This window comes from Streptomyces sp. NPDC051567, from assembly GCF_044454165.1.
Taxonomy (GTDB): domain Bacteria; phylum Actinomycetota; class Actinomycetes; order Streptomycetales; family Streptomycetaceae; genus Streptomyces.
On record NZ_JBITDK010000002.1, the window covers coordinates 413,489 to 437,125 of the forward strand.

The following is a 23,637-nucleotide window of genomic DNA, read 5'->3' on the forward strand; positions in this document are numbered from 1 at the left end:
GCACCACACCCGAACCACACCTGAGCCACGTCCGCACACCACCCGCCTCACCCGCACTGCTCACCGCAGCCGCATCGCTCACATCACCACCAGCACCGTTTCCATCCCGTGGGGGGACCTGTCCATATGGGCGCTTCTCTGCGCGCACTGCGCGCGCTCGTTCTGCTCGCCGGCTTCTATCTGCTCGGCCTGATCCTGCTCGCCCTCCTCGGCGCCGCCGACTGGGCCGCCGTCACCTGGCTGACCAGCGCCGTCTCCGGCAAGGTCGTCATCGTCTCCGTCGTCCTCGCCGTCCCGATCGTGCGCGGCATGTTCATGCTCCGCACCCCCAAGGGCGAGCCGATGCCCGGCGTCCTCGTCACCGAGGCGCAGGAGCCCGCGCTGTGGCGGGCCGTACGGGAGACCGCCGACCAGGTCGGCACCCGCGCCCCCGACGAGATCCTGCTCGTCGACGAGGTCAACGCGGCCGTCAGCGAGGACGCCCGGCTCCTGGGCCTGCTGCCCGGCACCCGCCGCCTCTACGTCGGCCTGCCCCTGATGGCGGGCCTGGACGAGATGCAGCTGCGCGCCGTGCTCGCCCACGAGATGGGCCACTACGCCAACCTGGACACCCGCCTCACCCCGCTCATCGCCCGGGGCCGCGCCCAGCTCATCCGCACCATCACCCACTTCCACGAGCGCGCCGACAACAAGGTCGCCAAGGAACGCGCCAAGCAGGAGAAGGCCGCCGAGAAGCGCGTCGCCAAGGGCAAGAAGGCCAAGGAGATCGACACCTCCGGCGACGGCGCGATGTACCGCGCCATGGCCAAGCTGTACACGCTGTACGGCGACTTCTACATGCGCGCCACCCTCTCCGCCTCCCGGCGCCAGGAGCTGGCCGCCGACCTGGCGTCGGTGCGCGTCGCCGGACGCGACTCCGCCGCCTCCGCGATGCGCGAGCTGAACGCCCTGGGCCCCGCCCACGGCTTCTACATGGACTCGTACGCCACCCTCGGTGTCGGCGCCGGGCTGCTGCCGCGCCCCGGGCAGGTCTTCGGCGGTTTCCGTCACCTCCTCGCCGCCCGCTCCGACGAGCTGGACGGGTTGCGCGCCGAGCTGTCCACCGAGCCCGCCTCGCCCTACGACTCGCACCCCGCGCTCGCCGAGCGCGTGGCCCGCATCGAGGCGCTGCCGGACGACGGCCGCTCCGGCCAGGCCGCCCGCCCGGCGCTGGAGCTGCTGTCCGACGCGGACGCGGCCCTGGTCGCGCTGGAGCAGGTCGTCCTCACCCCGGAGGCGCTCGCGCTGGAGCGTGCCGACTGGGAGGAGCTGGTGCACCGGAGCATGACCCGTTACACCGGCCAGGGCTCGCCCGAGCTGCGCGAGGCCCTCGCCGCCGAGGGCGCGGGCCCGGACCTGGCCGCCCTGCTGGACGCGATCGACGCCGACCCGGCCGTGCGCGGGCGGCTCGCCGACCGCCTCCCGAAGTCCGAGGAGGCCGCCGCCGCCACCGGCCGCACGGCCCGTGAGTACGGCCGCGGGTCCCTCCGTCGCGTCCTGAACCAGCTGGTCACCGCCGAGCTGACGGCCCGTGGCACCGCCCGCTGGCAGCTGTCCTGGTCCGCCTCGGCCACCCTGGGCTACCCGGCCGGGGGCTTCGAGGACGACCTGACCGCCGCCCTGAACTCCGCCGTCGCCGACCAGGGCGACACCGAACCGCTGCGAAAGCTGGTGCTCGTCCCGTGATCGGTCAGATCCTCCTCGGCGCCGTGGGCGCCGTGCTCCTCCTCGTCGCGTGGAAGGTGCTGCGCGGCTTCTACGTGATCCGCAGGGCGAAGGCCCTGAACGCCCACGTGGACGCCCTCGAAAGCGAGATCGAGGTCCTGAACGCGAGCACCGAGGCCCTGAACGCCGAAGCGGAGGCCGAGGACGAAGCGGAGAGGGCCGAGGCGCGGGCCCGGACGGCGGCCGAGGTCGTCGCGCTGGGCTTCGTCCCGGAGGCGGAGCTCGACACGGAGAACCCGGGACCGGTCCCGCCCGGGCGGACGGCCGCCCTGGAAGCGGCCCGCTCCGGCGACTGGCAGGCCGCGGCCGCCTACATCGAGGCGGCCGGCACGGACTGGGAACAGCGCTGGCACCGGGTGCGGGCGCTCGCCAGGACCGCCGCGCAGGACGACGCCTGGCTGCTGGCCTGGCAGGCGGCCCGGCCCGGGGACGCGACGGCCGCGGTGGTCGACGCCGACACGGCGGTCCTCGTCGCGTGGAACGTGCGCGGCAGCCAGTCCGGCAGCCGCACCACCCAGGAGCAGTTCCGGCTCTTCCACGACCTGCTGCTGACGGCGCGCGAGCGGGTCCAGGAGGCCCAGCGGGTCGCCGACCCGGCCGACCCGGTCCCGTACATGGTGGAACAGCCCATCGCCATGGGCCTCGGCTACCCGCACGCGCAGTACGAACAGCTGTGGGAGCGGATCACCGGGCGCGCCCCGAAGCTGCTGTGCGCGCACACCGGGGCCGTCCAGTACTGGGCGCGCAAGTGGCGCGGCTCGCACGAGCTGGCCCTGGACTTCGCCCAGCGGGCGGCGGACGCGGCCGAGCCCGGCGAGCTGCTGACGCTGCTGCCGCTGATGGCCTACATCGAGCAGGAGTTCCACGACGAGGACCTCGCGGCCGAGACCTTCTTCAAGGAGCCGCAGATCGTGGCGGCCGTGGACGCGGCCCTCCAGGACCTGGGCGCGGCCGACCCCCGGGACTCGCGGGCGCTCCACCTGCGCCACGCGCTGGCGTACCTGCTGTTCTGGCAGGACCGGGACGCACAGGCGGTCGAGCAGTTCCGTCACGTCGACGGCCACATCGGCGTGATGCCCTGGTCCTACCGGGAGTCGTCACGGTACGTGTACGCCCGTGACTGGGCGGTACGGGTGACCCTGCTGGAGGACTGACCCGCAGCGCGGGGCCGTGCGGGCGGCGCGGGGCGGGCGATGGGGGCGGGCAATGGGGGCGGGCCGGGGAATCCCGGCCCGCCCCCGGCCGTTATGCGGGTTACCAAGGAGGGAATTCCATGTTCTCGTACCGCCGCACCCCCGAGCTCCCCACCCGCGAGGAGGCCCTGAAGGGCCGCGCGGAACCGCTCTTCCCGCTGCCCGACCGCCACACGGTGCTGGGCAACCCGCCGGCGGGTCCCTACCCCGCGCACCTCGAAGTGGCCGACTTCGGGCTGGGCTGTTTCTGGGGCGCGGAGCGGAAGTTCTGGCAGACCCCCGGAGTGTGGACCACCCTCGTCGGCTACCAGGGCGGCTCCACCGAGAACCCGACGTACGAGGAGGTGTGCTCGGGCCGGACCGGCCACACCGAGGTCGTCCGCGTGGTCTTCGACCCGTCGCTCGTCTCCTACGCGACCCTGCTGAAGCTGTTCTGGGAGTCCCACGACCCCACCCAGGGCTTCCGCCAGGGCAACGACGTCGGCACCCAGTACCGCTCGGCGGTCTACACCCACTCCCCGGCCCAGCAGGCGACGGCCGAGGCCTCCCGCGCCGCCTACCAGCAGGTCCTCACCGGCTCCGGGTACGGGGAGATCACCACCACCGTCCTCCCGGCGGCGGACCGCCCCTTCTGGCCCGCGGAACCGCCCCACCAGCAGTACCTCGACAAGAACCCGGCGGGCTACTGCGGCATCGGCGGCACGGGCGTGAGCTGCCCGATCGGCGTGACCCCGGCGGAATGACCCCGGCTTGACGACCGCATCCGGGCCGTGCCCGTCACGGCCCGGCGCGATGTCACCCTTTCGGGCGGGGCTGCCGGTGGTGGCCTGGGTACGCCGGCGCCAGGGTCCAGAATCCTGCCCATGGGAGCAACCATGACCACATCCGCCGCCGCCGGGCAGCCGCTCATCCCTCAGCCGCCGGCCACCGTGACCGCGCTGCGCCAAGCCGTCGCACGGATCTGCCCCGCGGCCCTGCCCTCGTTCACCCGTGAGCTGGACCAGGCTGCGGACCAGGCCCGCCAGGGCTGCGACCTGGCCCCCTTGCAGCGGTTCATCGCCCAGTGGTCGGCGTACGTGCACATCGAGCGGCAACCGCACCTCGCCTCGGAGCTGCGGCGCTGGGAGGACGTAGCCGCCGCAGGAGACGCCTCCGAGGCCCGGCAGGCAGCCTCCGAGATCGGCAGAATCCTCGACGCCGCCCACACCGCTCCGCGCCACGCGCGCGGCTGATCGTCGTCGTACGGATCGTCCCGCCCCCCGATTGCCTGTAGCCCGCCGGTCGTCGGGCGAGCGCCGCCCGGCCCGCCTTACGCCCCGGGTGTGACCCGGATCACCCGCCGGGGAAAACCTCGCGCCCCGGGTGAGCGTCTGACAGGTGTGAAACGAGTCGGGGCGGCAGCGCCGCAGGAACTGGACGAGGAGCGCCTCCTCCAACGGGTGGCCCGGGGTGACCGGGCCGCCTTCGAGGAGCTGTACCGGCGCACGTCGCCATGGCTGGCGGTGCGGTTGCGCCGCCGCTGCGCCGACCAGCAGATCGTCGCCGAGGTCATGCAGGAGACGTACCTGGCGGTGTGGCGGGCGGCGGGTTCCTTCGTCGGGAGCCGGACCGGGGGAACGGCCGTCGGCTGGCTGTGGACGATCGCGGCCCGCCGCCTCGTCGACGCGTTCCGGCGCAGGGCCCACCACGCGGAACCGCCGCCCGCCGCCGCTGCGCACCCCGTGGCACCCGCGGCCGAGGAAGAGGCCCTGATGGCCACCGTCGGCGGGGACGTCGGGGACGCGCTGCGGCGCCTGGCACCGGAACTCAGAGAGGTGTTGCAGGCCATGGTCCTCGACGGACTGTCCGTCCGGGAGACCGCCGTCCTGCTCGGACTGCCCGAGGGAACGGTCAAGACCCGCGCCCGCCGGGCCCGGATCGTGATGCGGGAGGCGATGGCATGAACCCTGAACGCACAGAGCACACAGCGCACACAGAACGCACGTCACACACAGCGCACGTGTCACACGCGTCGGCACGGCTCATCGACGGGTACGCACGCGGCGACACGGACCTCGTCGCGGACGAGGTGTGGGCCCTGGAGGCCCATCTGGAGGGGTGCCGGGTCTGCCGTGACCGGCTGTCGGCCGCCGTCACGGCCGGGGCGCCCGCCGTGGTGGCGCTGACCGAAGCCGTCTGGTCCGGTCTCGGACCCCACCTGGCCGCGGCCAGCCCGGCGCCGCCGCGCCGCCGCCGGGCGCGGCTGTCCGCGTGGACGACGCCCGCCATGACGCCGTGGCTGGCCATGGTCCTGGCCGTGACGGCGCTCGCCCTGCTGATGGACCTGGTGGGACCCGGCTCCGGCCAGGTGTCCCTGGTGCTGCTGCTCGCCCCCGTCCTGCCCGTGTGCGCGGTGGCGGCCTCGTGGTCGCGCGGCCTGGACCCGGCGTACGAGCTGACGGCCTCCACGCCGAGGGCGGGGCTGCAACTGGTGCTGCGGCGCACCGCCTCCGTGCTCGCCGTGGTGATCCCCACGCTGCTGGCCGGGGGATGGACGACGGGGGTGTCGGCCGCGCAGTGGCTGCTGCCCTGCCTGGCCCTCACCTCGACGACCCTGGCGCTCGGCGGGCTCATCGGCGTGCCCCGCGCCGCCGTCGCCCTGATCGCCGTATGGGCCGCGGTGGTGGTGGCGCCCACCCTGGCCGTGTACGGGACGGCCGTCGCCCCGTACACGGCCGTCGTCCTGCGGGCGGACAGCCTGCCGGTGTGGGGGCTGGTCCTCGCGCTCGGCGTGGGCGTCGTGATCGCCCGCAGGGGCGCGTACGGCGTGCTGGGAACCCACCGGTGAATCCCCCGGGAGCACCGGGGCACTGGGAGCACCGGAAACCCCAGGAACCCCAGGAAGCCCGGAAACCCCAAGAACGACAAGAACCCCAAGAACAACGAGAACAACGAGAACAACGAGCAACCCGATGACCCCAGGAACCCTGAGCACCCCGGGAGGCCCCCGGGAGAGAAGGAAGCGCATGATGCCCGCAGTGAGCAGGGCCGACATCGCCCCCACGGCCTACGCCTGGGAGATCCGGGCGACCGGGCTGAAGGTCAGGGCCGGCAGGAAGCGGATGGCCGTCGACGGGCTCGACCTGTCGCTGAACACCGGCGTGCACGGCCTCCTCGGCCCCAACGGGGCCGGCAAGACCACCCTCATCCGGGCGCTGGCCACCGTGCTGCGCCCCGCCGGGGGCGAACTGGTGCTGCTCGGGCAGTCCGTGGGCGGGCTGGGCGAGTACCGTGCGCTGCGCCGCCGGATCGGCTACCTGCCGCAGGAGTTCGGCTACTACAAGCGCTTCACCGTGCGCGAGTTCGTCGAGTACATGGCCTGGCTGAAGGAGGTGCCCACGGCGGACATCCCCGCGGCGGTGCAGCGAGCCGTGGAGCGGGTCGGCCTGGCCGACCGCGCCGACGAGCGGATGAAGGCCCTGTCGGGCGGGATGGTGCGGCGGGCCGGCATCGCCCAGGCCATCGTCAACGATCCGTCGGTCCTGCTGCTGGACGAGCCGACGGTCGGCCTGGACCCGGCGCAGCGGCTGCGCTTTCGCGAGCTGCTCCAGGAACTGGGGAAGGACGCCTGCGTGGTCGTCTCGACCCATCTGGTGGAGGACGTGGCCGCCGCCTGCACCGACGTGGTGCTCTTCGCCGAGGGCCGGCTGGTCTTCCAGGGCACCCCGGGCGAACTGGCCGCGGCGGGCGGCCCCCAGCACGTGGGCGACAGCCCCCTGGAGCGCGGCTACTCGGCGCTGCTGGCCGACCCCGTACAGCCGAAGGGCACCTGGTGAACCTCCGTAACCTCCGTCACGCGAACCTCCGCATCCCGCTCATCGAGCTGAAGCGGTCCGTCGCCCCGTGGGCCGGCGCCGTCGTCCTGGTGGCCGCGCTCGCGTTCCTGCACCTGATCTCCGGGCCGTGGTGGGAGGGCCCCGCGCTGTGGACGGCCCAGTGGACCTCCATGGCCATGTGGACCCGGTACCTGCTGTTCTTCCTGTGGCCGCTCGCCGTGGGACTCGGGGCGCTCCAGGGGCTGCGCGACCACCGCTCGAAGATCTCCGAGCTGCTGGCCAGCACCCCGCGGCCCGCACGGCACCGCGCCGCCGTCCTGGCGGGCACGACGGCGTTCACGCTGGTCTCGGCCTTCGCGGTGCTCGTCCTGGTGGGCGCGGTGCTGGTGCTCACCGGTGACTCCTCGTACGCCCACCTCGGCTGGCTGCCCATCTCGCTGGTGGGGGCGCTCGCGCTGGGCGCGGGGGCCGTCCTGGGCATGGGGGTCGCGCGGGCCCTGCCCTCCGTCCTCACCCCGCCCGCGCTGGCCGTCGTCGCCCTGCTGCTCACCAGTTTCCTGCGGCAGCACCAGAGCTCGGAGCACGTGGTGCCGACCTCCGCCGTGCCGAACCGTCTCTCGCTGTTGATGCCGGGGGTGGCGGAGGTCCGCGAAACGCTCCTCACGCTCTCCGTCCCCGTGCACCTCGGGCAGACGCTCTGGCTGCTCGGCATGGCCGCGACGGGCCTCGCGCTGCTGGCCGCCGCCGGCCCGCGCGCCCGGCTGCTCGCCCTCACCCCCCTTCTGGCGGGCGGGGCCCTCGCCCTGCTCCTGCTCCCGGCCGCCCCCCGCGACACGTACGTCGTCGACCGGGCCGCGGCGGCGCTGGTGTGCGACGGCCCGGTGTGCGTGACGAAGGCCCGGCAGGGGCGCCTCGACGACCTGGCGGGTCCCGGCAAGGAGGCGCTGAGCCTGCTGCGCGGCGCCCTGGGCGACCAGGCGCCCGTCGCCTTCCACGAGATCGCCGTCCCGCGGGCGCTCAGCGCCAGGTCGCAGCGGTCGCGCGAGTTCGTGCTCATGGACTTCCGCGACAGGGCGATCGGCGAGGCCGAGGGCAAGCGGCTGACCCGGGCGCTGGTCGCCCAGGGCATGGTCCCGCTGTGCCGCCCCCGCAGCGCCACCGAGAGCGGCACGCAGGAGGATGCCGTCGCCCAGGGCATCGCGATCGCCTGGGTCTTCGGGGAGGAGCCGCGACCGATCGACGGGACCATGCACTCCGCGAAGGACCAGGCCGAGATGGCCGGTCCGGTGTGGGAGAAGTTCGCCGCGCTGCCGCAGGCGGAACAGCGGCAGCGGATGAGCGCCGCGCACGCCGCCGCGGTCTCCTGCGAGGGCGACCCGCTCACCATCCTGGCCGACGGCGCGTCCCGGTGAGAGGGCCGGTGAGAGGGGTGGTGAGGGGGCCGGTGAGAGGGCAGGCGCTGTACGCGCGCTCGCGGCAGGCGCCCGCCTCGCTCGCCGCGGTGGTGATCAGCGCGCTGGTGGTGTGGACGCTGGCGTGGATCGGCGGCGGGAAGCTGACAGATCCGCGGCTGTCCACACTCATCCTCGTCACGGGGGTGACGGCCGTCTCGGCCGGACTCGGCGGGCAGGACCTGGCGTTGGAGCGGACGGCCGCGATCCGCTGGCTGCCCCGCAGGGCGGCGCACGTGCTGCTCTGCGGGGTGCTCGTCGGCGGGGTGCTCCTCGCGGCGCAGGCGCTGAGCGGGCAGCCGGCCTCCCTCGCCTTCGCCGCGCGCAACAGCGCGGGGCTGATGGGACTCGTCGCCATCGGGGCGGCCTGGGGCGGGGCGCAGTACGCGTGGCTCCCGCCGTTCGCGTGGCTGTCGCTCTCCTTCGTCGTCCCGCCCACGGCGGACGTGGCGACGCAGGTGCTGGGCTGGATGCTGCAACCGCCCGGCACGACGGCCGCCACCTGGACGGCCCTCGCCCTGGCCGCCGCCGGCACCACGGCCTACGCCGTCGCGGGCCCGAGGCGTTAGAACGCGTTACGGAGTGCGGCGCCACCCGGGGCGGGTCCGGCGCCGCACTTTCGGTCAGGTGTGCGGCTTTCCCGTTCTGGAAAGGATCGGCGCTTGACCCCGCCACGGCCGGCTCGGGAGCATCGGACGCGACACGTCTACGCCGGCATGTGGGGGCAGGGATGCTGAAGAAGCTGTCCGGTGACCCGGAGTGCAGGAACGGAACGTGCCCGACGCTGTGGGGCACCGAGGACGCCAGGAACTACGTGGTGCAGGGTCACGTCGTCACCGACCCCGAGCGGCTGGCACAGCTCGACCTGGCGGAGCGGGCCGTCACCGGCCTGCCGGATCACGACTTCTGGCTGTTCGACGACCGGGACGTGTACCGGATGCACTACACGCCCGAGGGCGCGTTCACCGGCGCCGAACCGCTCCCCGCCCACCGGCTCGCCGAGTACCGGGGCTACCGGGACCACGCCCTTGCCGCGGCGGTGCCCTTCGCGGAGTACCAGGAGCGGCACCACTGACCGCGGACCCGATCGGCAGAGCCCTGCGGGCGCTGCGCGCCGCGTCCGGGCTCACCGGCGGATCGGTGGCCCGCAGGGCTTCCATGTCCGCCGGGAAGCTCTCGAAGATCGAGAGCGGCACGGTGCGGCCGACCGTCCAGGACGTGGGCCTGATCCTCACCGCCATGGGCGTGAGCGGGGAGGTGAAGGAAGGGTTCCTGGCGACGGCCCGCGCCGAGGCCACCGAAGCCACCGAAGCCACCGCGTGGCGCCTGCTGCGCCGTACGGGCGCGGGGAAGCACCAGAAGACCATCCGGGCCATCGAGGCCGGCACCACCACGCTCAGGCTCTTCCAGGGCCAGCTCGTCCCCGGACTCCTCCAGACTCCCGAGTACGCGTCCGCCGTCCTCTCCCTGTCTCCGGCCCTGCCGGAGGAGACCAGGGCCAGGACCGTGGCCGCCCGCCTCGAACGGCAATCGGTCCTGTACGGGCCGGGCCGGTCGTTCCGCTTCCTGATCTGCGAGCACGTGCTCCGGTGGCGCGTCAGTGAGCCCGTGGTCATGGCACTTCAGCTGGACCGCCTCGTGTCGGTGTCCCGTCTGCCCGGCGTCTCACTGGGTGTCGTACCGGCCGGCCCGCCGATGCCCGACTTCCCCATGACCTGCTTCAGCCTGCACGACGACCGGCTCGTCATCGTGGAAACGTTCCACTCCGAGGTCACCACCCGCGATCCGAGGGACGTGCGGCTCTACGCCGACACCTTCGAACGGTTCGCCGCGGTGGCGGTTCACGGCGATGCCATGAGAGCCCTGGTCGAGGCCGTCCGGGACGAGTTCCCGCCCCACCGGGGGAGGTGAGCCCGGCCCGCCTCCCCGCCTCCCCGCCTGCCTGCCCGCCTGCCCGCCCGCCCGCCCGTTGTCAGGCGAGTGTCACGTGGGGGCGGGCCCAGGAGGTGTGGTCGAAGGCGGAGTTGGTGTTGGCGTCCTCGACCACGAGGTGCAGGAGGCGGACGCCGCGGACGTCGAGGTCGATCGCGGTGGGGCCGGACGCTCCGGTCAGGGTGGGGGTGGTGAGCAGGGTGCGGCCGTCGGCGCGGACGACGGCGCGGGTGGCGCCGGACGGGGACTGCTTCTTCGAGAAGTCGTCGATGCCGACGAGCGCGGTGAAGCGGGACGCGCGTCCGCCCAGGTGGTAGACGATCTCCGAAGGGGCGTGGACGCCGAGGCCCTTTGCGTAGGTGACGCCGCCGAAGGCGATCGGGGTGCCGTCGCCCGCCTCCTTGCGGCCGTTGGAGCGGTCGATCTCGACCGGCCCCCAGCCGTTGACCGCCGAGACCCACGGAAGGTCGCTCAGGTAGCCGTCCCGGGTGGGCGGTTCGGGGAGCGGGGTGAGCCGCGTACCGGCCGTGAAGCGGAACGCGGACGTCGTGGCCTCCGCCGCGACGAGCACCGGGCCAGTCACGGGAACGACGGCGTCCGGGGTCTCCGGGGCCTCCAGGTTCTCCGGGGCGGTCAGTGTCCAGGTCGTGGTCAGCGTCGCGCCCGGGGCCAGGGAGGGTGTGGCCGCCGGGCCCGCCGGGGTGGCCGTCCAGCCCGGCGGGAGCCGCAGGGCGACCCGGGCCTCGGGCCAGGCGCGGCCGGTCCCGTTCGACAGCCGCGTCGTCACCGCCGGGGCATCCGCCCCGGTGGCCGCCGTCACCGACAGGCCCCAGGGGCGGCGCGGGTAGGTGTCCGACCAGGAGCCGCGGAGCAGGGCCGTCAGCGACGCGACCACCGACGGGTTGGCCGCCGCCACGTCGTACCGCTCGCCGGGGTCGGCCGCCAGGTCGTAGAGCTCGAACCGCCACTGCGCGTCCGGGGCGTTGCGGTCCCGGCCCGGGGCGAACCGTACGGCCTTCCACCGGTCCTTGCGGATGGCCTCCGCGACCCGCTGCGCCCGGCCCCCGTCCTGGGCGTTGGCCCGGCTGGTGACCCCCTGCTCGTCCCGGTACCAGTACAGGTGCGAGTGGAGCGGGGCCTGCCCGGCCCGGCCGAGGAGGACCGGGGCCGCCGAGAGGCCGTCGATGTCGGCGGGGGCCGGGGCGCCCGCCAGGTCGGCGAGGGTGGGCAGCACGTCGTGGAGCGGGGTGGGGCGGGCGCTGGTGGTGCCGGGCGTGATCCGGCCCGGGGCCCAGGCGATCAGCGGGACCCGGACGCCGCCCTCGTAGAGGTTTCGCTTGTAGCCGCGCAGCGGGCCGGCCGCGTCGAAGAGGTCCGGGTCCACGCCGCCCTCCTCGTGCGGCCCGTTGTCGGAGGTGACCAGGACGACGGTGCGGTCGGCGATGCCCCGGGCCCGCAGCCGGTCGACCACCGCGCCGACCTGCGCGTCGAAGCGGGTGATCTGCGCGGCGTGGCCCTTGTTCGGCCCGCTCCAGGGGCGGGTGGCGTACTCGCCCGTGTCGGGGACGTCGCTCGGCGCGTGCGGGAGGTTCGGGGTCAGGAGGAGGAGGAAGGGGTCCGGTCCGGCCGCGTGGGTGTCGATGAAGTCGAGGGCGCGCCCGGCGATCGCGTCGGGGGCGTAGGTGCCCGCCGGGAGGTTCTCCCTGGCGTCGTTGTGCCACAGGTGGGCCGGGTAGTACTGGTGGGCGTGCCCGTGGTCGATGTACCCGTAGAACTCCTCGAAGCCCCGCGCGCCCGGATGGCTCGGCTGGTCCCCGGCCTCCGGTCCGAAGCCCCACTTGCCGAACAGGCCCGTACGGTACCCCCGCGCCCGCAGCACCTCCGCGAAGGTGGTGTCCCCCGGGCCCAGGCCGCCCTGGCCACCGGCGGCCGGGTTGGCGCGGACGGCGGCGTGGCCGGTGTGCAGGCCGGTCAGCAGCGCGGCCCGGGAGGGCGCGCAGACGGCCGCCGCGGAGTAGGCGTCGGTGAAGCGGAGCCCCTCGGCGGCGAGCCGGTCGGTGCGCGGGGTGCTGATCAGCTGCTGGCCGTACGCGCCCAGGTCGCCGTGGCCTAGGTCGTCGGCCAGGATCACCACCAGGTTCGGGGGTCCGTCCGTGGCGGCGGCGACCGCCGGGGCCGCCGCCGGGAGCTGCGGGAGGGCGGCGAGCCCCGCCGCGGCCACGGAACCGGCGAGGAAGTGACGGCGGCTGGGCATCTCGGCCTCCTGGGCTACGGCGGGCACACGTGACCGGCGCGCGGGCCGGGGTGCGGCCCGGCGCGCGGACGGTGAGGCGATCATCCGCGGGGCGCCGGGGCCAGGGCCATGCACGGGGCATGAAGAACGTGTGACACGCGCGAGAAGAAGGAGAAGGAGAAGGAGAACGGGAGACAGAAAGACGGACGGCGGGGAGCCACCAGGGCTCCCCGCCGTCCGTCGGGTTCCGTCAGACCGGACCAGACCAGACCGGACCAGACCGGATCAGACCAGGTCCGGCCGGGGTCGGCCGGTCCGGTCAAGAGGCGGCGCCGCTCAGGCGGCGGCGCCGGCCTTCCACTCCGCCCAGTTCATGTTCCAGCCGTTGAGGCCGTTGTCCGGCTTGATGGTCTTGTCCGGGGAGTTGACCACGGTCACCACGTCACCGATGAGGGTGTTGTCGTAGAACCAGGCGCCCGGCTGGTTGGCGTCGCTCGCGCCCTTGACGTCGTTCAGGCCGACACAGCCGTGGCTGGTGTTGGCACTGCCGAAGATCGAGTCGGAGCCCCAGTAGTTGCCGTGGATGAAGGTGCCGGAGGTCGACAGCCGCATCGCGTGCGGGACGTCCTTGATGTCGTACTCGCCCTTGCCGTCGTCGTCCGTGAAGCCGACGGTGGCGCCGTTCATCCGGGTCTCCTTGAACTTCTCGGAGATCACCATCTGCCCGTTGTACGTCGGGTTCTCCGGGGAGCCCGCCGAGATCGGGATGGTCTTGAGGACCGCGCCGTCCCGGGTGACCGTCATCTTCTTCGTCTTCACGTCGACCGTGGAGACCTGGCTCCGGCCGACCTTGAACGTGACGGTCTTGCTCTGGACGCCCTGGATGCCGGGGCCGCCCTGCACGCCTTCCAGCGCCAGCTTCAGCGTGACGGTGGAGTTCGCCTGCCAGTACTGCTCCGGGCGGAAGTCCAGCCGCTGCGCGCCGAACCAGTGGCCGACGATCTCCTGGCCGCTGGTGGAGGAGACCGAGATGGCGGCCTGGACGGCCTTGCGGTCCTTGATCGGCTTGTTGAAGGTGATCGAGACCGGCATGCCCACGCCGACGGTCTGGCCCTCGTCCGGGATGAACGAGCCGATGAAGCTGTTCTCCGGGGAGACGGTCGTGAAGGAGGCGTTCTCGTGCGCCTCGCGCCCGTCCGCGTCCTTCGCGACCGCCGCCAGGGCGTACTTCGTGGAGCGCTTCAGCGCGGTGTCCGGCTTCCAGCTCTTGCCGTCCGCGGCGATCTTGCCGGCCACGGCCACGCCCTCGGGGTTCTTCAGCTCGACCTTGGTGAGGGTTCCGTCGCTGACGGCGACGGTGGTCGCGTCGTTCAGTCCGACGTTGGTGGCGCCGTCCTTCGGCGTGATGGCTATTCGGGCCTTGGACGTGTCCTTGGCCGCCGCCGCGTCCACGTCCGCCTGGGACTTGGCGCCGGTGGCCTCGCCACCCGCCTTCGGCGGCGCCCCGGCCGCGCCGTCCCCACCGCCGCACGCCGAGAGCATCAGTACCCCGCCGAGCACGGCGGATATGGCCACCAGGGACCTTTTCCGCCGCTTGCTGTCCGTCCTCACACGCCACTCCATCGTTGCCGGAAACCCCGGGGCTGCCGTACTGGAACTGGGCCGGGCAGGGGAACGCGCCCCCTGCCTCGTACTGACAACGCGATAACGCCCGGGTTCGGTTCCACATTCCGTTCGAGTGCGGACGGCCCCCGGGTCAGGCGCTGCCGGTCTCTTCGTCGAAACCCCCATCTTCCTCGTCCAGGTCCCACTCCATGGACTCGGGGTCGTATTCGACGGGCTCGCTGCTCCAGGAGGCCTGCGCCAGCTCCACGCCGGGGACCTCGATGACCAGGTCCGTGGGGTCCACCAGGTAGGCCAGGGCCTCCGAGGGGTCATCGCGGACGGCGGTCTCGGCGTGCCCTCGCTCCTCGTCCGGCATGAACTCGTCAGCCTTGATGTGGGCGAGGGCGGCTCCGGTGAGTGCTTGTGGATCAGGTACCTCCAGTACCAGATCCACCCGAAGCCGTACGTAACGTGATGTGTCAGAAGAGGTCATACAACGGAGAGTAAGCCCGCGGAACCCCCGGCTTTCCCACGACCCGCCCCTTTCCGTAGCATCACCGCACACGGCCAATTCGCTGCTGCCACAAGGGGGATCGCACCGTGTCCGCACGTCGACCGCTGCTCACCGCTCTCGGAGCGACCGGCCTCCTCACCGCCCTCTGGTTCGTCCCCTCGGCCAATGCCACCGCCCCGGAACTCGCGGCGGACCACATCGCCGCGCCCGCCGGAAGGGACACCGTCCGCACGGGCATCGAGGGGGCAGACATGGACGGGACGTCCATACGGACCGTCGCCCGGACCATCGCCGGGCCGGCCACCGAGGCCGCACAGCCCACACCGCCCGCACCACCCTCGCCGGCGGAACAGCCCACTCGGACAGAACAGGCACCGCAAGCACCACAGACACAACAGCAGACAGAACAGATAGAACAGATAGAACAGACACAGCAGACGGAACAACCGCAACAGGCAGAACAGACGACGACACAGACCACTCAGCCGGAACAGGCCACCCAGCCCACGGGAACCACCCGACCCACCGGCACCGCCCTCACCCCCACCCTCGCCGACACCGGCAGTCTGGACACCACCCCCTACCTCCTGGGCGGCACGCTCCTCCTGGGCCTCGGCGCCGGGTTCCTGACCTTCTCGGCACGCCGCTCCCCCACCCCGTAGACCACCCGTAGACCCGTAACCCCGCGCCGCACGACAGCACGACAGCGGGACATCGCGGCACACGGAGCAGTACACGGCAGGACATCACAGGACATCGCAGGAACCAGCGAGGGCCGCCCCCGGGAGACGATCCCGGGGGCGGCCCTCACCGCGTCCGCGCACCCGTACGGCGGCGACCGCGCACGGTCCGCGGGGTCAGGCGAGCGGGCCCGTCACCGGTTCCACCGCCGCGACGAGGGCGCCGCTGCGGACGAACGCGTCGGCGGCGGCCAGGTCGGGGGCGAGGAACCGGTCCGGGCCGGGGCCCTGGACGCCCGCCGCCCGCACCGCCGCGATGGCCGCCCGGCTGGCCGGGGCCGGGGTGAGCCCGTGGCGCAGCTCGATGGCGCGGGTGGCCGCGTACAGCTCGATGGCGACGATCCGGGTCAGGTTGTCGACGGAGGTACGGAGCTTGCGCGCGGCCGACCAGCCCATGGAGACGTGGTCCTCCTGCATGGCGGAGGAGGGGATCGAGTCGGCGGAGGCCGGCACCGCGAGCCGCTTCATCTCGCTGACCAGGGCGGCCTGCGTGTACTGGGCGATCATCAGGCCGGAGTCCACGCCCGCGTCGTCGGCGAGGAACGGCGGCAGGCCGTGGCTGCGGTTCTTGTCGAGCAGCCGGTCGGTGCGGCGCTCGGCGATGGAGCCGAGGTCGGCGGCGGCGATGGCCAGGAAGTCCAGGACGTACGCGACCGGGGCGCCGTGGAAGTTGCCGTTGGACTCCACGCGTCCGTCGGCCAGGACCACCGGGTTGTCGACGGCGGCGGCCAGCTCGCGGGAGGCGACGAGGGCGGCGTGCGCGAGGGTGTCGCGGCCCGCGCCCGCGACCTGCGGGGCGCAGCGCACCGAGTAGGCGTCCTGGACGCGCGGGGCGGACTCGTCCTGGAAGTGCCCGGTGAGCCCGGAGCCCTGGAGCACGGCGGCCATGTTGGCGGCGGAGGCGCTCTGGCCGGGGTGCGGGCGGATGGCGTGCAGCTCGGGCGCGAGCACCTTCTCGGTGCCGAGCAGCGCCTCCAGGGTCAGCGCGGCGGTGATGTCGGCCGAGGTGTAGAGCGTGGCCAGGTCGGCGAGGGCCATGACCAGCATGCCGAGCATGCCGTCGGTGCCGTTGAGGAGGGCCAGGCCCTCCTTCTCGCGCAGCTCGACCGGCTCGATCCCCGCCTCGGCGAGCAGTTCCCCGGCGGGCCGGACGGTGCCGTCGGGGCCTTCCGCGTCGCCCTCGCCCATGAGGGTGAGCGCGCAGTGGGAGAGCGGTGCGAGGTCGCCGGAGCAGCCGAGCGAGCCGTACTCGTGGACGACGGGGGTGATCCCGGCGTTCAGGACGTCGGCCATCGTCCGGGCGACGGAGGGCCGCACTCCGGTGTGTCCGGAGGCCACGGTCTTCAGCCGCAGGAACATCAGGGCGCGCACCACCTCGCGCTCCACGCGCGGGCCCATGCCGGCGGCGTGCGAGCGGACGATGTTGCGCTGGAGCTGCGCGCGCAGCTCGGGGCTGATGTGCCGGGAGGCGAGGGCGCCGAACCCGGTGGACACCCCGTAGACGGGCTCGGGCTTGGCGGCGAGGGCGTCGACGACCGCGCGGGCGCGGGCGAGGGCGGCCAGCGCCTCGTCGGACAGCTCGACCCGCGCGTTGCCACGGGCGACGGCGATGACGTCCTCGGCGGTGGTCCCGGACGTTCCCACCACGACAGTGTGCATATCCATATTCAGCACCCTACGGACTGAATCCCTTCATGTCACTAGCCAGTTCCCGCACGTCTCACCCGCCTCACCCGGCACCTCAGCCGCACCTCACCCGTACCTGATCCAGGCTGCTCCCGCACCTCAGCCGGGCCGCTCCCGCACCTCACCCGGGCCGCCCTCGCCCCGCCCCCGGAACCGCCGCCGCTCGCCCGCGACCTGCGGCGCCGCATCGGCGAGCCGCACCACGGCCGTGTCCCGCCCGGCCACGACGGGGTGCCCGGAGCGCGCGGCCTTGGCCTGGTACTGGGCCGCGTCCGCCAGCCGGAAGAGCCGCCGGGAGGAGGTGACCGGCCCGATCGGGTCCCCGGTCGAGGCGACCCCGCAGGCGACCCCCTCCCCCAGCTCCAGCCCGGCGGCCCGCGCGCACAGCTCCTCGGCGACCTTGACGACCTCGTCCGCCGACGGGCCCACCCCGACCAGGCAGAACTCGTCACCGCCGAGCCGCGCGACCAGCGCGCCGGGCAGCCTGGCACCGCAGCGGCTGAGCACCGAGCCGAACCGTTCCAGCAGCCGGTCCCCCATGGCGTGCCCGAGGGTGTCGTTGACCTTCTTGAGGCCGTTGAGGTCACAGACGACGAGACTGACGACCGTCCCGGTCCGCCGGTGCTCCTCCAGGGCCCCGTCCAGCCGCATGTCGACGGCGCGCCGGTTGGCCAGTCCGGTCAGCGGATCGGTGAAGGCGAGCCGCCGGGCCTCCTCCAGCCGCTCGTTCTGCGCGAGCCCCGCCGCGATCACGGCGGCGAGGACGGCCGCGAACTCGGCGTCGTCCGCGTCGAAGCCGGGCAACCCCGCGTCCCGGGCCACGTACAGCTCCCCCCAGGCCCGCCCGCTGAGGACGACGGGCGCGACCACGCAGCTCCCGCGCCCCCGCCCGCGCAGGGCCTCGCCGCGCCGCCCGGGGCGGGCGTCCGAGACGCTCTCGACCCAGGCGTGCGGGCCGCCGCCGCCCGCCCACCGCTCGTGCAGGAACTCGGTGATCTCGGGGAAGTCGTGCACGGGGTACGACTCGTCCCCGGGGAACTCCTCCTCCCCGGGCCGCAGCCCGCCCTCGTTGACGAGGACCCGCAGACGACCCCGCTCCCGCTCCCACGCGGAGATCGCGGCGAACGACCCGTCCATGGCCACCCGCGCGCCCCGCGCGGCCGCCCGCACACTGTCACGCGGTGTGCACGCCGCCGCCATGGCCTGGGCCAGACCCACCACGGCCCGCAGCCGCCCGTCGACTCCCATCACCCCAGGTTAGGGAGTTTCGCCGGATTTGGGATGGTGAGCACAGCGAGCACGTGGGCACGGCAAGCACAGCAAGCACGGTGGGCAGGGTGGGCAGGGTGGGCAGGGTGGGAACGGCGAGCACCCGCGACGCGATACCCGCTCACGCGCGGGCCGGACCGCTCCGGGCCACCCCGGGCCGTGGCCGTCCCGCCGGACCGCCCCGGCCCGGACCCGCCCGCCCTCACACCCGCCCGGACGCCCGGCCGCCCCGGCGGCTGCCGCTACCGCCCCGGCCACTGCGGGCGGCGCTTCTCGTTGAACGCCGCCACGCCCTCCGCCCGGTCGCCGGAGAAGGCCACCGTCCGCCACGCCGCGTCCTCGATCTCCAGGCCCGCCGTCAGGTCCATGCCGTGCCCCAGCCGCAGCGCGCGCTTGGCCGCCCGCAGCCCCACCGGGGAGTTCGCCGCCATCCGCCCGGCCAGCGCCAGCGCCTCCGTACGGGCCTCGCCCGCCGGGACCAGCGCGTCGACCAGGCCCAGCGCCAGCGCCTCGGCCGCCTCCACCCGGCGCGCCGTGAAGATCAGCTCGGCCGCCCGCGCGGCGCCGACCCGGCGCGGCAGCAGTTGCGTACCGCCGCCGCCCGGGATCACGCCCACCGACACCTCCGGCAGGCCGACCACCGCCGTCGCGTCCGCCACGATCACATCGCAGGCCAGGGCCAGTTCGAAGCCGCCGCCCAGGGCGAAGCCGTGCACGGCGGCGACCGTCGGCATCGGCAGCTCCAGGACACCCCCGTACGCGGCCCGCGAGGTCGGCCGCTGCCGCACCAGGTCGGCGTCCGACAGCGCGTTGCGCTCCTTGAGGTCGGCCCCGACGCAGAAGGCCCGCCCGGCGGAGGAGGAGAGGACGACGACCCGTACGGATTCGTCCGCCGTCAGGTGCGCGCAGGCCGCCCCGATCGCGCGGGCCATCGCCGTCGAGACCGCGTTCATCGCCTTCGGGCGGTCCAGGACCAGCTCCGCGACCCCGTCCGCACCGGGCCCGCGCACCGTGACGAACTCCGACGTGAAGGCCGGAGCGGACTCCGAGACGAGCTCCGGCACGGCCCCGGCTTCCCCCGGCACCGACGACTCCTCAGGCAGCGACACAGGACCCTCCCGGTTAACGAACGTTACCCGGGGATCTTAGGGGCCCGCCGCGTCAGCAGCCAGGGCTCCACCACACCCAGCCCGCGCACCGGCCGCTGCCACATCGGCTGGAGGGCGAACCGGTACGGCGGCGCGGACACCCGGGACGTCCCCGGGCCCTTCCCCGAAGCCGCGTGGGCCGCCTGGGCCGCGACCTCCGCCTCCTTGGCCTCCTTCTCGGAGACCGGCGCCGCCCGGGTCCGGCCCAGCTCCTCGGCCATCGCCCCGTCCACCAGCACCGCGTCCTTCGGCGCTATCGAGGTCAGCCGGCTCGCGAGGTTCACCGTGGTCCCGAAGACATCGCCCATCCGCGTCGTCACCGTGCCGAAGGCGATCCCGACCCGCAGCTCCGGCATCTGCGCGTCCGCCTCCATCGTCTCGATGAGCCGCAACGCGATCTCGGCCGCCGTCGCCGCGTCGTCCGCGCAGTACAGCACCTCGTCACCCAGCGTCTTGATCAGCCGGCCGCCGTGCGCGGCCACCAGGTCCGCCGCCGTCGTCTCGAACGCCTCGACCAGCTCGCCGAGCTCCTCCTCCTCCAGCCGCCGGGTCAGCCGGGTGAAGCCCACCAGGTCCGCGAAACCCACCGCGAGCCGCCGGTCGACCATCTCCTCGTCGTCCGCCACCTGCACCACCCGCCCGGTGGCCGCCGCGAGCTGACGCCGCCACACGTAGACGAGGAACTCCTCCAGCTCCGGCAGCAACAGCTCCACCAGCGGGTACGTGACCTCCGTACGGGTCATCCCCGGTTCCGGCGGCTCCGTCAGCCCCTCCAGGAACGAGTCGATCTGCCACTCCGCCAGCCGGGCCGTGGTCTGCCCGGTGGACCGGGCCACCTGCACCGCCATCGGCTCGCTCAGCAGCCCCGCCTCCACCAGACCCGCGAGCCGGCGCAACGCCAGCACGTCCGCCTCCGTCAGCGCCTTGGCCTGGCCGATGTCGGCGAAGCCCATGGCCCGCCAGAAACGCGAGGCCAGCTCCATCGAGACCCCGGCGCTACGGGCGGCCTGGAACGGGGTGTAACGGCGCTCGGCGCCGAGGATCAGCTGCTCCAGCCGGATCGCGAGAGGGTCCGCCGTCGGCTGCGCCGTGTGGTCGACCTCGTGGTGGGGCGAATGCTGATCGCGCCCGATCGGGGTGACCGGCCCGGACCCGGAGCCACCGGCCCCGTGGGACGCACTGGACGCAGAGTCGTCGACGGTCAAGGCCCGCCTCCTGTCCATTCCACGCGCACTGCCTGCCGAACCGGTTGATCACCGCAGGGACGGGATCGCCTAAACCATACGGCAGGTGTGCCGTAGCTCACTCGCCTGGGGGTTTTTTATCGGGGGCTCGGTTCACCTCCGGGGCGCTCGGAGCCTGACTCACCGGTCCGTACGTGCTCAGAAACCCTCGTACCTCGGGTTTCCTCCGCGCGCTCGCACCTGTCCCCGGACTCCGTCCGGGGGACCCCCGCCCAGGCGCGCCCCTTCGGTTCACTCGCCCGGAGGCGGGGCGGGGACCCGGGTGGGAACCCTCAGAACAGGGGGTGCGGGGGGGCTCAGTGCACCGAGCGCAGGTGGATCACGTCGCCCGCGCCCACCGCCTCGCGCTCCCCGGCGGCCGTACGGATCACCAGGCGGCCGTCCGCGTCGACGGCTTCGGCCGTTCCGGTGAGGACACGGCCCCCCGGCAGCTCCGCCCGGACGTGCCGGCCCAGGCTCGCGCAGCCCGCCGCGTACGCCTCCTGGAGACCGCTGGCCGCAGGGTCGCCCCCGGCCGCGCGCCAGTTCCCGTACCCCTGTTCCAGTGAACGCAGGACGGCCCGCAGCAGCGGGTCCCGGTCGGTCACCGTGGCCTTGGCCAGCGCCAGCGACCCGGCGGACTCCACCGGCAGCTCGTCCTCGGTCAGGGTCACGTTGAGCCCGATCCCGATCACCACCCCGGCGCCGCCGGGGCCGTCGCCCGCGACCCGCTCGGCGAGGATGCCCCCGGCCTTGCGCTCCTCCCCGTCCACGGTGACCAGCAGGTCGTTGGGCCATTTGAGGGCGGTGTCCACGCCCGCCGCCCGGGAGAGCCCGGTCGCGGTGGCCACCCCGGCCAGCAGGGTCAGCCACCCCCACCGCTCCTGCGGCACCGCGTCGCCCGGCCGGAGCAGGACGGAGAAGAAGAGGCCCGAGCGGGCCGGCGCGACCCAGCTCCGGTCCAGCCGACCGCGCCCGGCGGTCTGCTCCTCGGCGACGAGCACGGCCCCCTCGGCGAGCCCCCCGGCCCGGGCGGCCCGGGCGGCGAGATCGGTGTTGGTGGACCCGGTCGCGGCCACCACCTCCAGCGAGCTCCACAGCCCGCCCTCGGTGACCAGGGCCCGCCGCAGCCCGGCGGCGTTCAGCGGCGGCCGGTCCAGGCGGGACCAGCGGCCGGAGGAGGTTCCGGCCGGGGTGCGGGCGGAGGCTGCGGCCGGGCCGTCGGCGAACGGATCTGATGACGTCATGCAACCCACAGTAGGTGTGGCAAACACCGCACCGCCGGGCGCCATGCCCGCCGATACGCTACGCACCAGTAGCCAGCAGCAGTCAGTGAATTGACCAGACAGTTGACACCACGCAGGGAGCCGCGACCCCGATGTCACCACCGTCAGAGCCGATCGACACGCACACCACGGCAGGCAAGATCGCGGATCTGCGGCGCCGTACCGACGAGGCCGGCCACGCGGGCTCCGCCCGGGCCGTGGAGAAGCAGCACGCCAAGGGCAAGCTGACCGCGCGCGAGCGGGTGGCCCTGCTGCTGGACGAGGGGTCCTTCGTCGAGCTGGACGAGTTCGCCCGGCACCGCTCGACCAGCTTCGGGCTGGAGCACACCCGCCCGTACGGCGACGGCGTCGTCACCGGCTACGGCACGGTCGACGGCCGCCCGGTCGCCGTCTTCTCCCAGGACTTCACCGTCTTCGGCGGCGCCCTCGGCGAGGTCTACGGCCAGAAGATCAGCAAGGTGATGGACTTCGCGCTGAAGACCGGCTGCCCCGTCGTCGGCATCAACGACTCCGGCGGCGCCCGCATCCAGGAGGGCGTCAGCGCCCTGGGCATGTACGGGGAGATCTTCCGCCGCAACGTGCACGCGTCCGGGGTGATCCCGCAGATCAGCCTGGTCGTCGGCCCCTGCGCGGGCGGCGCCGTCTACTCGCCCGCCATCACCGACTTCACCGTGATGGTCGACCGGACCTCGCACATGTTCATCACCGGCCCCGACGTCATCAAGACGGTCACCGGCGAGGACGTCGGCTTCGAGGAGCTGGGCGGCGCCCGCACCCACAACTCCACCTCCGGCGTGGCCCACCACATGGCCGGGGACGAGAAGGACGCCGTCGAGTACGTCAAGTCCCTGCTGTCGTACCTGCCGTCGAACAACCTCTCCGAGCCGCCCGCCTTCCCGGAGGAGGCGGACACCGGGGTGTCCGGCGCCGACCTCGAACTCGACGTCCTGATCCCGGACAGCGCCAACCAGCCGTACGACATGCACACCGTGATCGAGCACGTGCTGGACGACGCGGAGTTCCTGGAGACCCAGTCGCTCTTCGCCCCGAACATCCTCACCGGCTTCGGCCGCGTCGAGGGCCACCCGGTGGGCGTCGTCGCCAACCAGCCGATGCAGTTCGCCGGCTGCCTGGACATCAACGCCTCCGAGAAGGCGGCCCGGTTCGTCCGGACCTGCGACGCCTTCAACATCCCGGTGCTGACGTTCGTGGACGTACCGGGCTTCCTGCCGGGCACCGACCAGGAGTACAACGGGATCATCCGGCGCGGCGCGAAGCTGATCTACGCGTACGCGGAGGCCACCGTCCCGCTGATCACCGTCATCACCCGCAAGGCGTTCGGCGGGGCCTACGACGTGATGGGCTCCAAGCACCTCGGCGCGGACCTCAACCTGGCCTGGCCGACCGCGCAGATCGCCGTCATGGGCGCGCAGGGCGCGGTGAACATCCTGCACCGCCGGACGCTCGCCGAGGCGGAGTCCACCGGGGACGGCGAGGCGACCCGGGCCCGGCTGATCGCCGAGTACGAGGACGCCCTGCTCAACCCGTACACGGCCGCCGAGCGCGGTTACGTCGACGCGGTGATCATGCCGTCCGGGACCCGCGCGCACGTGGTCAAGGGGCTGCGCCAGCTGCGCACCAAGCGGGAGTCCCTGCCCCCGAAGAAGCACGGCAACATCCCTCTCTAGTGCTGTGACCGGAAAGGTTTGCCGGTAGGCCCGCGGCGTCCGGTGCGACTGCGTTCGCTGCGCTCACTTCGTCTCGGCTCTTGCCTTGAT

21 protein-coding genes are annotated in these 23,637 nt (G+C 73.6%); 13 read left to right on the forward strand and 8 right to left on the reverse strand.

Annotated elements, in window-relative coordinates; genetic code table 11:
* Positions 1-126 precede the first annotated feature (126 nt).
* The 11 genes from ACIA5F_RS04080 (at position 127) to ACIA5F_RS04130 (ending at position 10,134) form a co-directional block, all read left to right on the forward strand.
* On the forward strand, positions 127-1,725 hold the full coding sequence (locus ACIA5F_RS04080) for a M48 family metalloprotease (RefSeq protein ID WP_399348834.1): 1,599 nt from the start codon (positions 127-129) through the stop codon (positions 1,723-1,725).
* Positions 1,722-2,918 carry a hypothetical protein gene (locus ACIA5F_RS04085; RefSeq protein WP_399348836.1) on the forward strand — a complete coding sequence of 399 codons (1,197 nt, stop codon included), beginning with the start codon at positions 1,722-1,724 and terminating at the stop codon, positions 2,916-2,918. Before ACIA5F_RS04080 ends, ACIA5F_RS04085 begins: the two co-directional genes overlap by 4 nt.
* Positions 2,919-3,037: 119 nt before the next feature.
* Positions 3,038-3,700 carry a peptide-methionine (S)-S-oxide reductase MsrA gene (msrA, locus tag ACIA5F_RS04090; RefSeq protein ID WP_399348838.1) on the forward strand — a complete coding sequence of 221 codons (663 nt, stop codon included), beginning with the start codon at positions 3,038-3,040 and terminating at the stop codon, positions 3,698-3,700.
* Positions 3,701-3,820: 120 nt separating this feature from the next.
* Positions 3,821-4,189 carry a DUF6247 family protein gene (locus ACIA5F_RS04095; RefSeq protein WP_399348840.1) on the forward strand — a complete coding sequence of 123 codons (369 nt, stop codon included), beginning with the start codon at positions 3,821-3,823 and terminating at the stop codon, positions 4,187-4,189.
* 147 nt (positions 4,190-4,336) lie between these two features.
* On the forward strand, positions 4,337-4,900 hold the full coding sequence (locus tag ACIA5F_RS04100) for an RNA polymerase sigma factor (protein ID WP_399348842.1): 564 nt from the start codon (positions 4,337-4,339) through the stop codon (positions 4,898-4,900).
* On the forward strand, positions 4,897-5,784 hold the full coding sequence (locus ACIA5F_RS04105) for a zf-HC2 domain-containing protein (protein ID WP_399348844.1): 888 nt from the start codon (positions 4,897-4,899) through the stop codon (positions 5,782-5,784). Before ACIA5F_RS04100 ends, ACIA5F_RS04105 begins: the two co-directional genes overlap by 4 nt.
* A 178-nt stretch (positions 5,785-5,962) precedes the next feature.
* A complete protein-coding gene (locus ACIA5F_RS04110) occupies positions 5,963-6,772 on the forward strand; it encodes an ABC transporter ATP-binding protein (RefSeq protein ID WP_399348846.1) in 810 nt (269 codons plus the stop codon).
* Positions 6,769-8,184, forward strand: coding sequence for a hypothetical protein (locus tag ACIA5F_RS04115; RefSeq protein ID WP_399348848.1), 1,416 nt, complete (start codon positions 6,769-6,771; stop codon positions 8,182-8,184). Before ACIA5F_RS04110 ends, ACIA5F_RS04115 begins: the two co-directional genes overlap by 4 nt.
* Positions 8,185-8,216: 32 nt before the next feature.
* The gene (locus tag ACIA5F_RS04120; RefSeq protein WP_399348850.1) at positions 8,217-8,792 is read left to right on the forward strand and encodes a hypothetical protein; all 576 of its coding nucleotides are present in this window, start codon (positions 8,217-8,219) and stop codon (positions 8,790-8,792) included.
* 161 nt (positions 8,793-8,953) lie between these two features.
* Entirely contained in the window at positions 8,954-9,298 is a 345-nt protein-coding gene (locus ACIA5F_RS04125; RefSeq protein WP_399348852.1) for a DUF6879 family protein, read from the forward strand.
* A gap of 23 nt (positions 9,299-9,321) precedes the next feature.
* Positions 9,322-10,134 (forward strand): helix-turn-helix domain-containing protein, encoded by an 813-nt coding sequence (locus ACIA5F_RS04130; protein ID WP_399348925.1) that lies wholly within the window; start codon positions 9,322-9,324, stop codon positions 10,132-10,134.
* Positions 10,135-10,195: 61 nt separating this feature from the next.
* Here ACIA5F_RS04130 and ACIA5F_RS04135 read toward each other — a convergent pair whose 3' ends face one another.
* The 3 genes from ACIA5F_RS04135 to ACIA5F_RS04145 all read right to left on the reverse strand — a co-directional run bounded on the left by ACIA5F_RS04135 (position 10,196) and on the right by ACIA5F_RS04145 (position 14,486).
* Positions 10,196-12,409 carry a sulfatase-like hydrolase/transferase gene (locus tag ACIA5F_RS04135; protein ID WP_399348854.1) on the reverse strand — a complete coding sequence of 738 codons (2,214 nt, stop codon included), beginning with the start codon at positions 12,407-12,409 and terminating at the stop codon, positions 10,196-10,198.
* 315 nt (positions 12,410-12,724) lie between these two features.
* On the reverse strand, positions 12,725-14,011 hold the full coding sequence (locus ACIA5F_RS04140; RefSeq protein ID WP_399348856.1) for an Ig-like domain-containing protein: 1,287 nt from the start codon (positions 14,009-14,011) through the stop codon (positions 12,725-12,727).
* A gap of 133 nt (positions 14,012-14,144) precedes the next feature.
* Positions 14,145-14,486 (reverse strand): hypothetical protein, encoded by a 342-nt coding sequence (locus ACIA5F_RS04145; protein WP_399348858.1) that lies wholly within the window; start codon positions 14,484-14,486, stop codon positions 14,145-14,147.
* 107 nt (positions 14,487-14,593) lie between these two features.
* On the opposite strand from ACIA5F_RS04145, the gene ACIA5F_RS04150 reads away from it, so the two are divergent.
* The gene (locus ACIA5F_RS04150) at positions 14,594-15,169 is read left to right on the forward strand and encodes a hypothetical protein (protein WP_399348860.1); all 576 of its coding nucleotides are present in this window, start codon (positions 14,594-14,596) and stop codon (positions 15,167-15,169) included.
* A gap of 195 nt (positions 15,170-15,364) precedes the next feature.
* Here ACIA5F_RS04150 and hutH read toward each other — a convergent pair whose 3' ends face one another.
* The 5 genes from hutH to ACIA5F_RS04175 all read right to left on the reverse strand — a co-directional run bounded on the left by hutH (position 15,365) and on the right by ACIA5F_RS04175 (position 21,820).
* Positions 15,365-16,906, reverse strand: a complete 1,542-nt coding sequence (gene hutH, locus ACIA5F_RS04155) for a histidine ammonia-lyase (protein ID WP_399348927.1) — start codon at positions 16,904-16,906, stop codon at positions 15,365-15,367.
* A gap of 126 nt (positions 16,907-17,032) precedes the next feature.
* Positions 17,033-18,181, reverse strand: coding sequence for a diguanylate cyclase domain-containing protein (locus ACIA5F_RS04160; RefSeq protein WP_399348862.1), 1,149 nt, complete (start codon positions 18,179-18,181; stop codon positions 17,033-17,035).
* 263 nt (positions 18,182-18,444) lie between these two features.
* Positions 18,445-19,266, reverse strand: coding sequence for an enoyl-CoA hydratase/isomerase family protein (locus ACIA5F_RS04165; RefSeq protein WP_399348929.1), 822 nt, complete (start codon positions 19,264-19,266; stop codon positions 18,445-18,447).
* A gap of 68 nt (positions 19,267-19,334) precedes the next feature.
* Positions 19,335-20,555, reverse strand: coding sequence for an adenylate/guanylate cyclase domain-containing protein (locus ACIA5F_RS04170; protein WP_399348864.1), 1,221 nt, complete (start codon positions 20,553-20,555; stop codon positions 19,335-19,337).
* A 335-nt stretch (positions 20,556-20,890) separates the two neighbouring features.
* Entirely contained in the window at positions 20,891-21,820 is a 930-nt protein-coding gene (locus ACIA5F_RS04175; RefSeq protein ID WP_399348866.1) for a biotin--[acetyl-CoA-carboxylase] ligase, read from the reverse strand.
* A gap of 131 nt (positions 21,821-21,951) precedes the next feature.
* On the opposite strand from ACIA5F_RS04175, the gene ACIA5F_RS04180 reads away from it, so the two are divergent.
* Positions 21,952-23,547, forward strand: coding sequence for an acyl-CoA carboxylase subunit beta (locus ACIA5F_RS04180; protein ID WP_399348868.1), 1,596 nt, complete (start codon positions 21,952-21,954; stop codon positions 23,545-23,547).
* Positions 23,548-23,637: the final 90 nt, after the last annotated feature.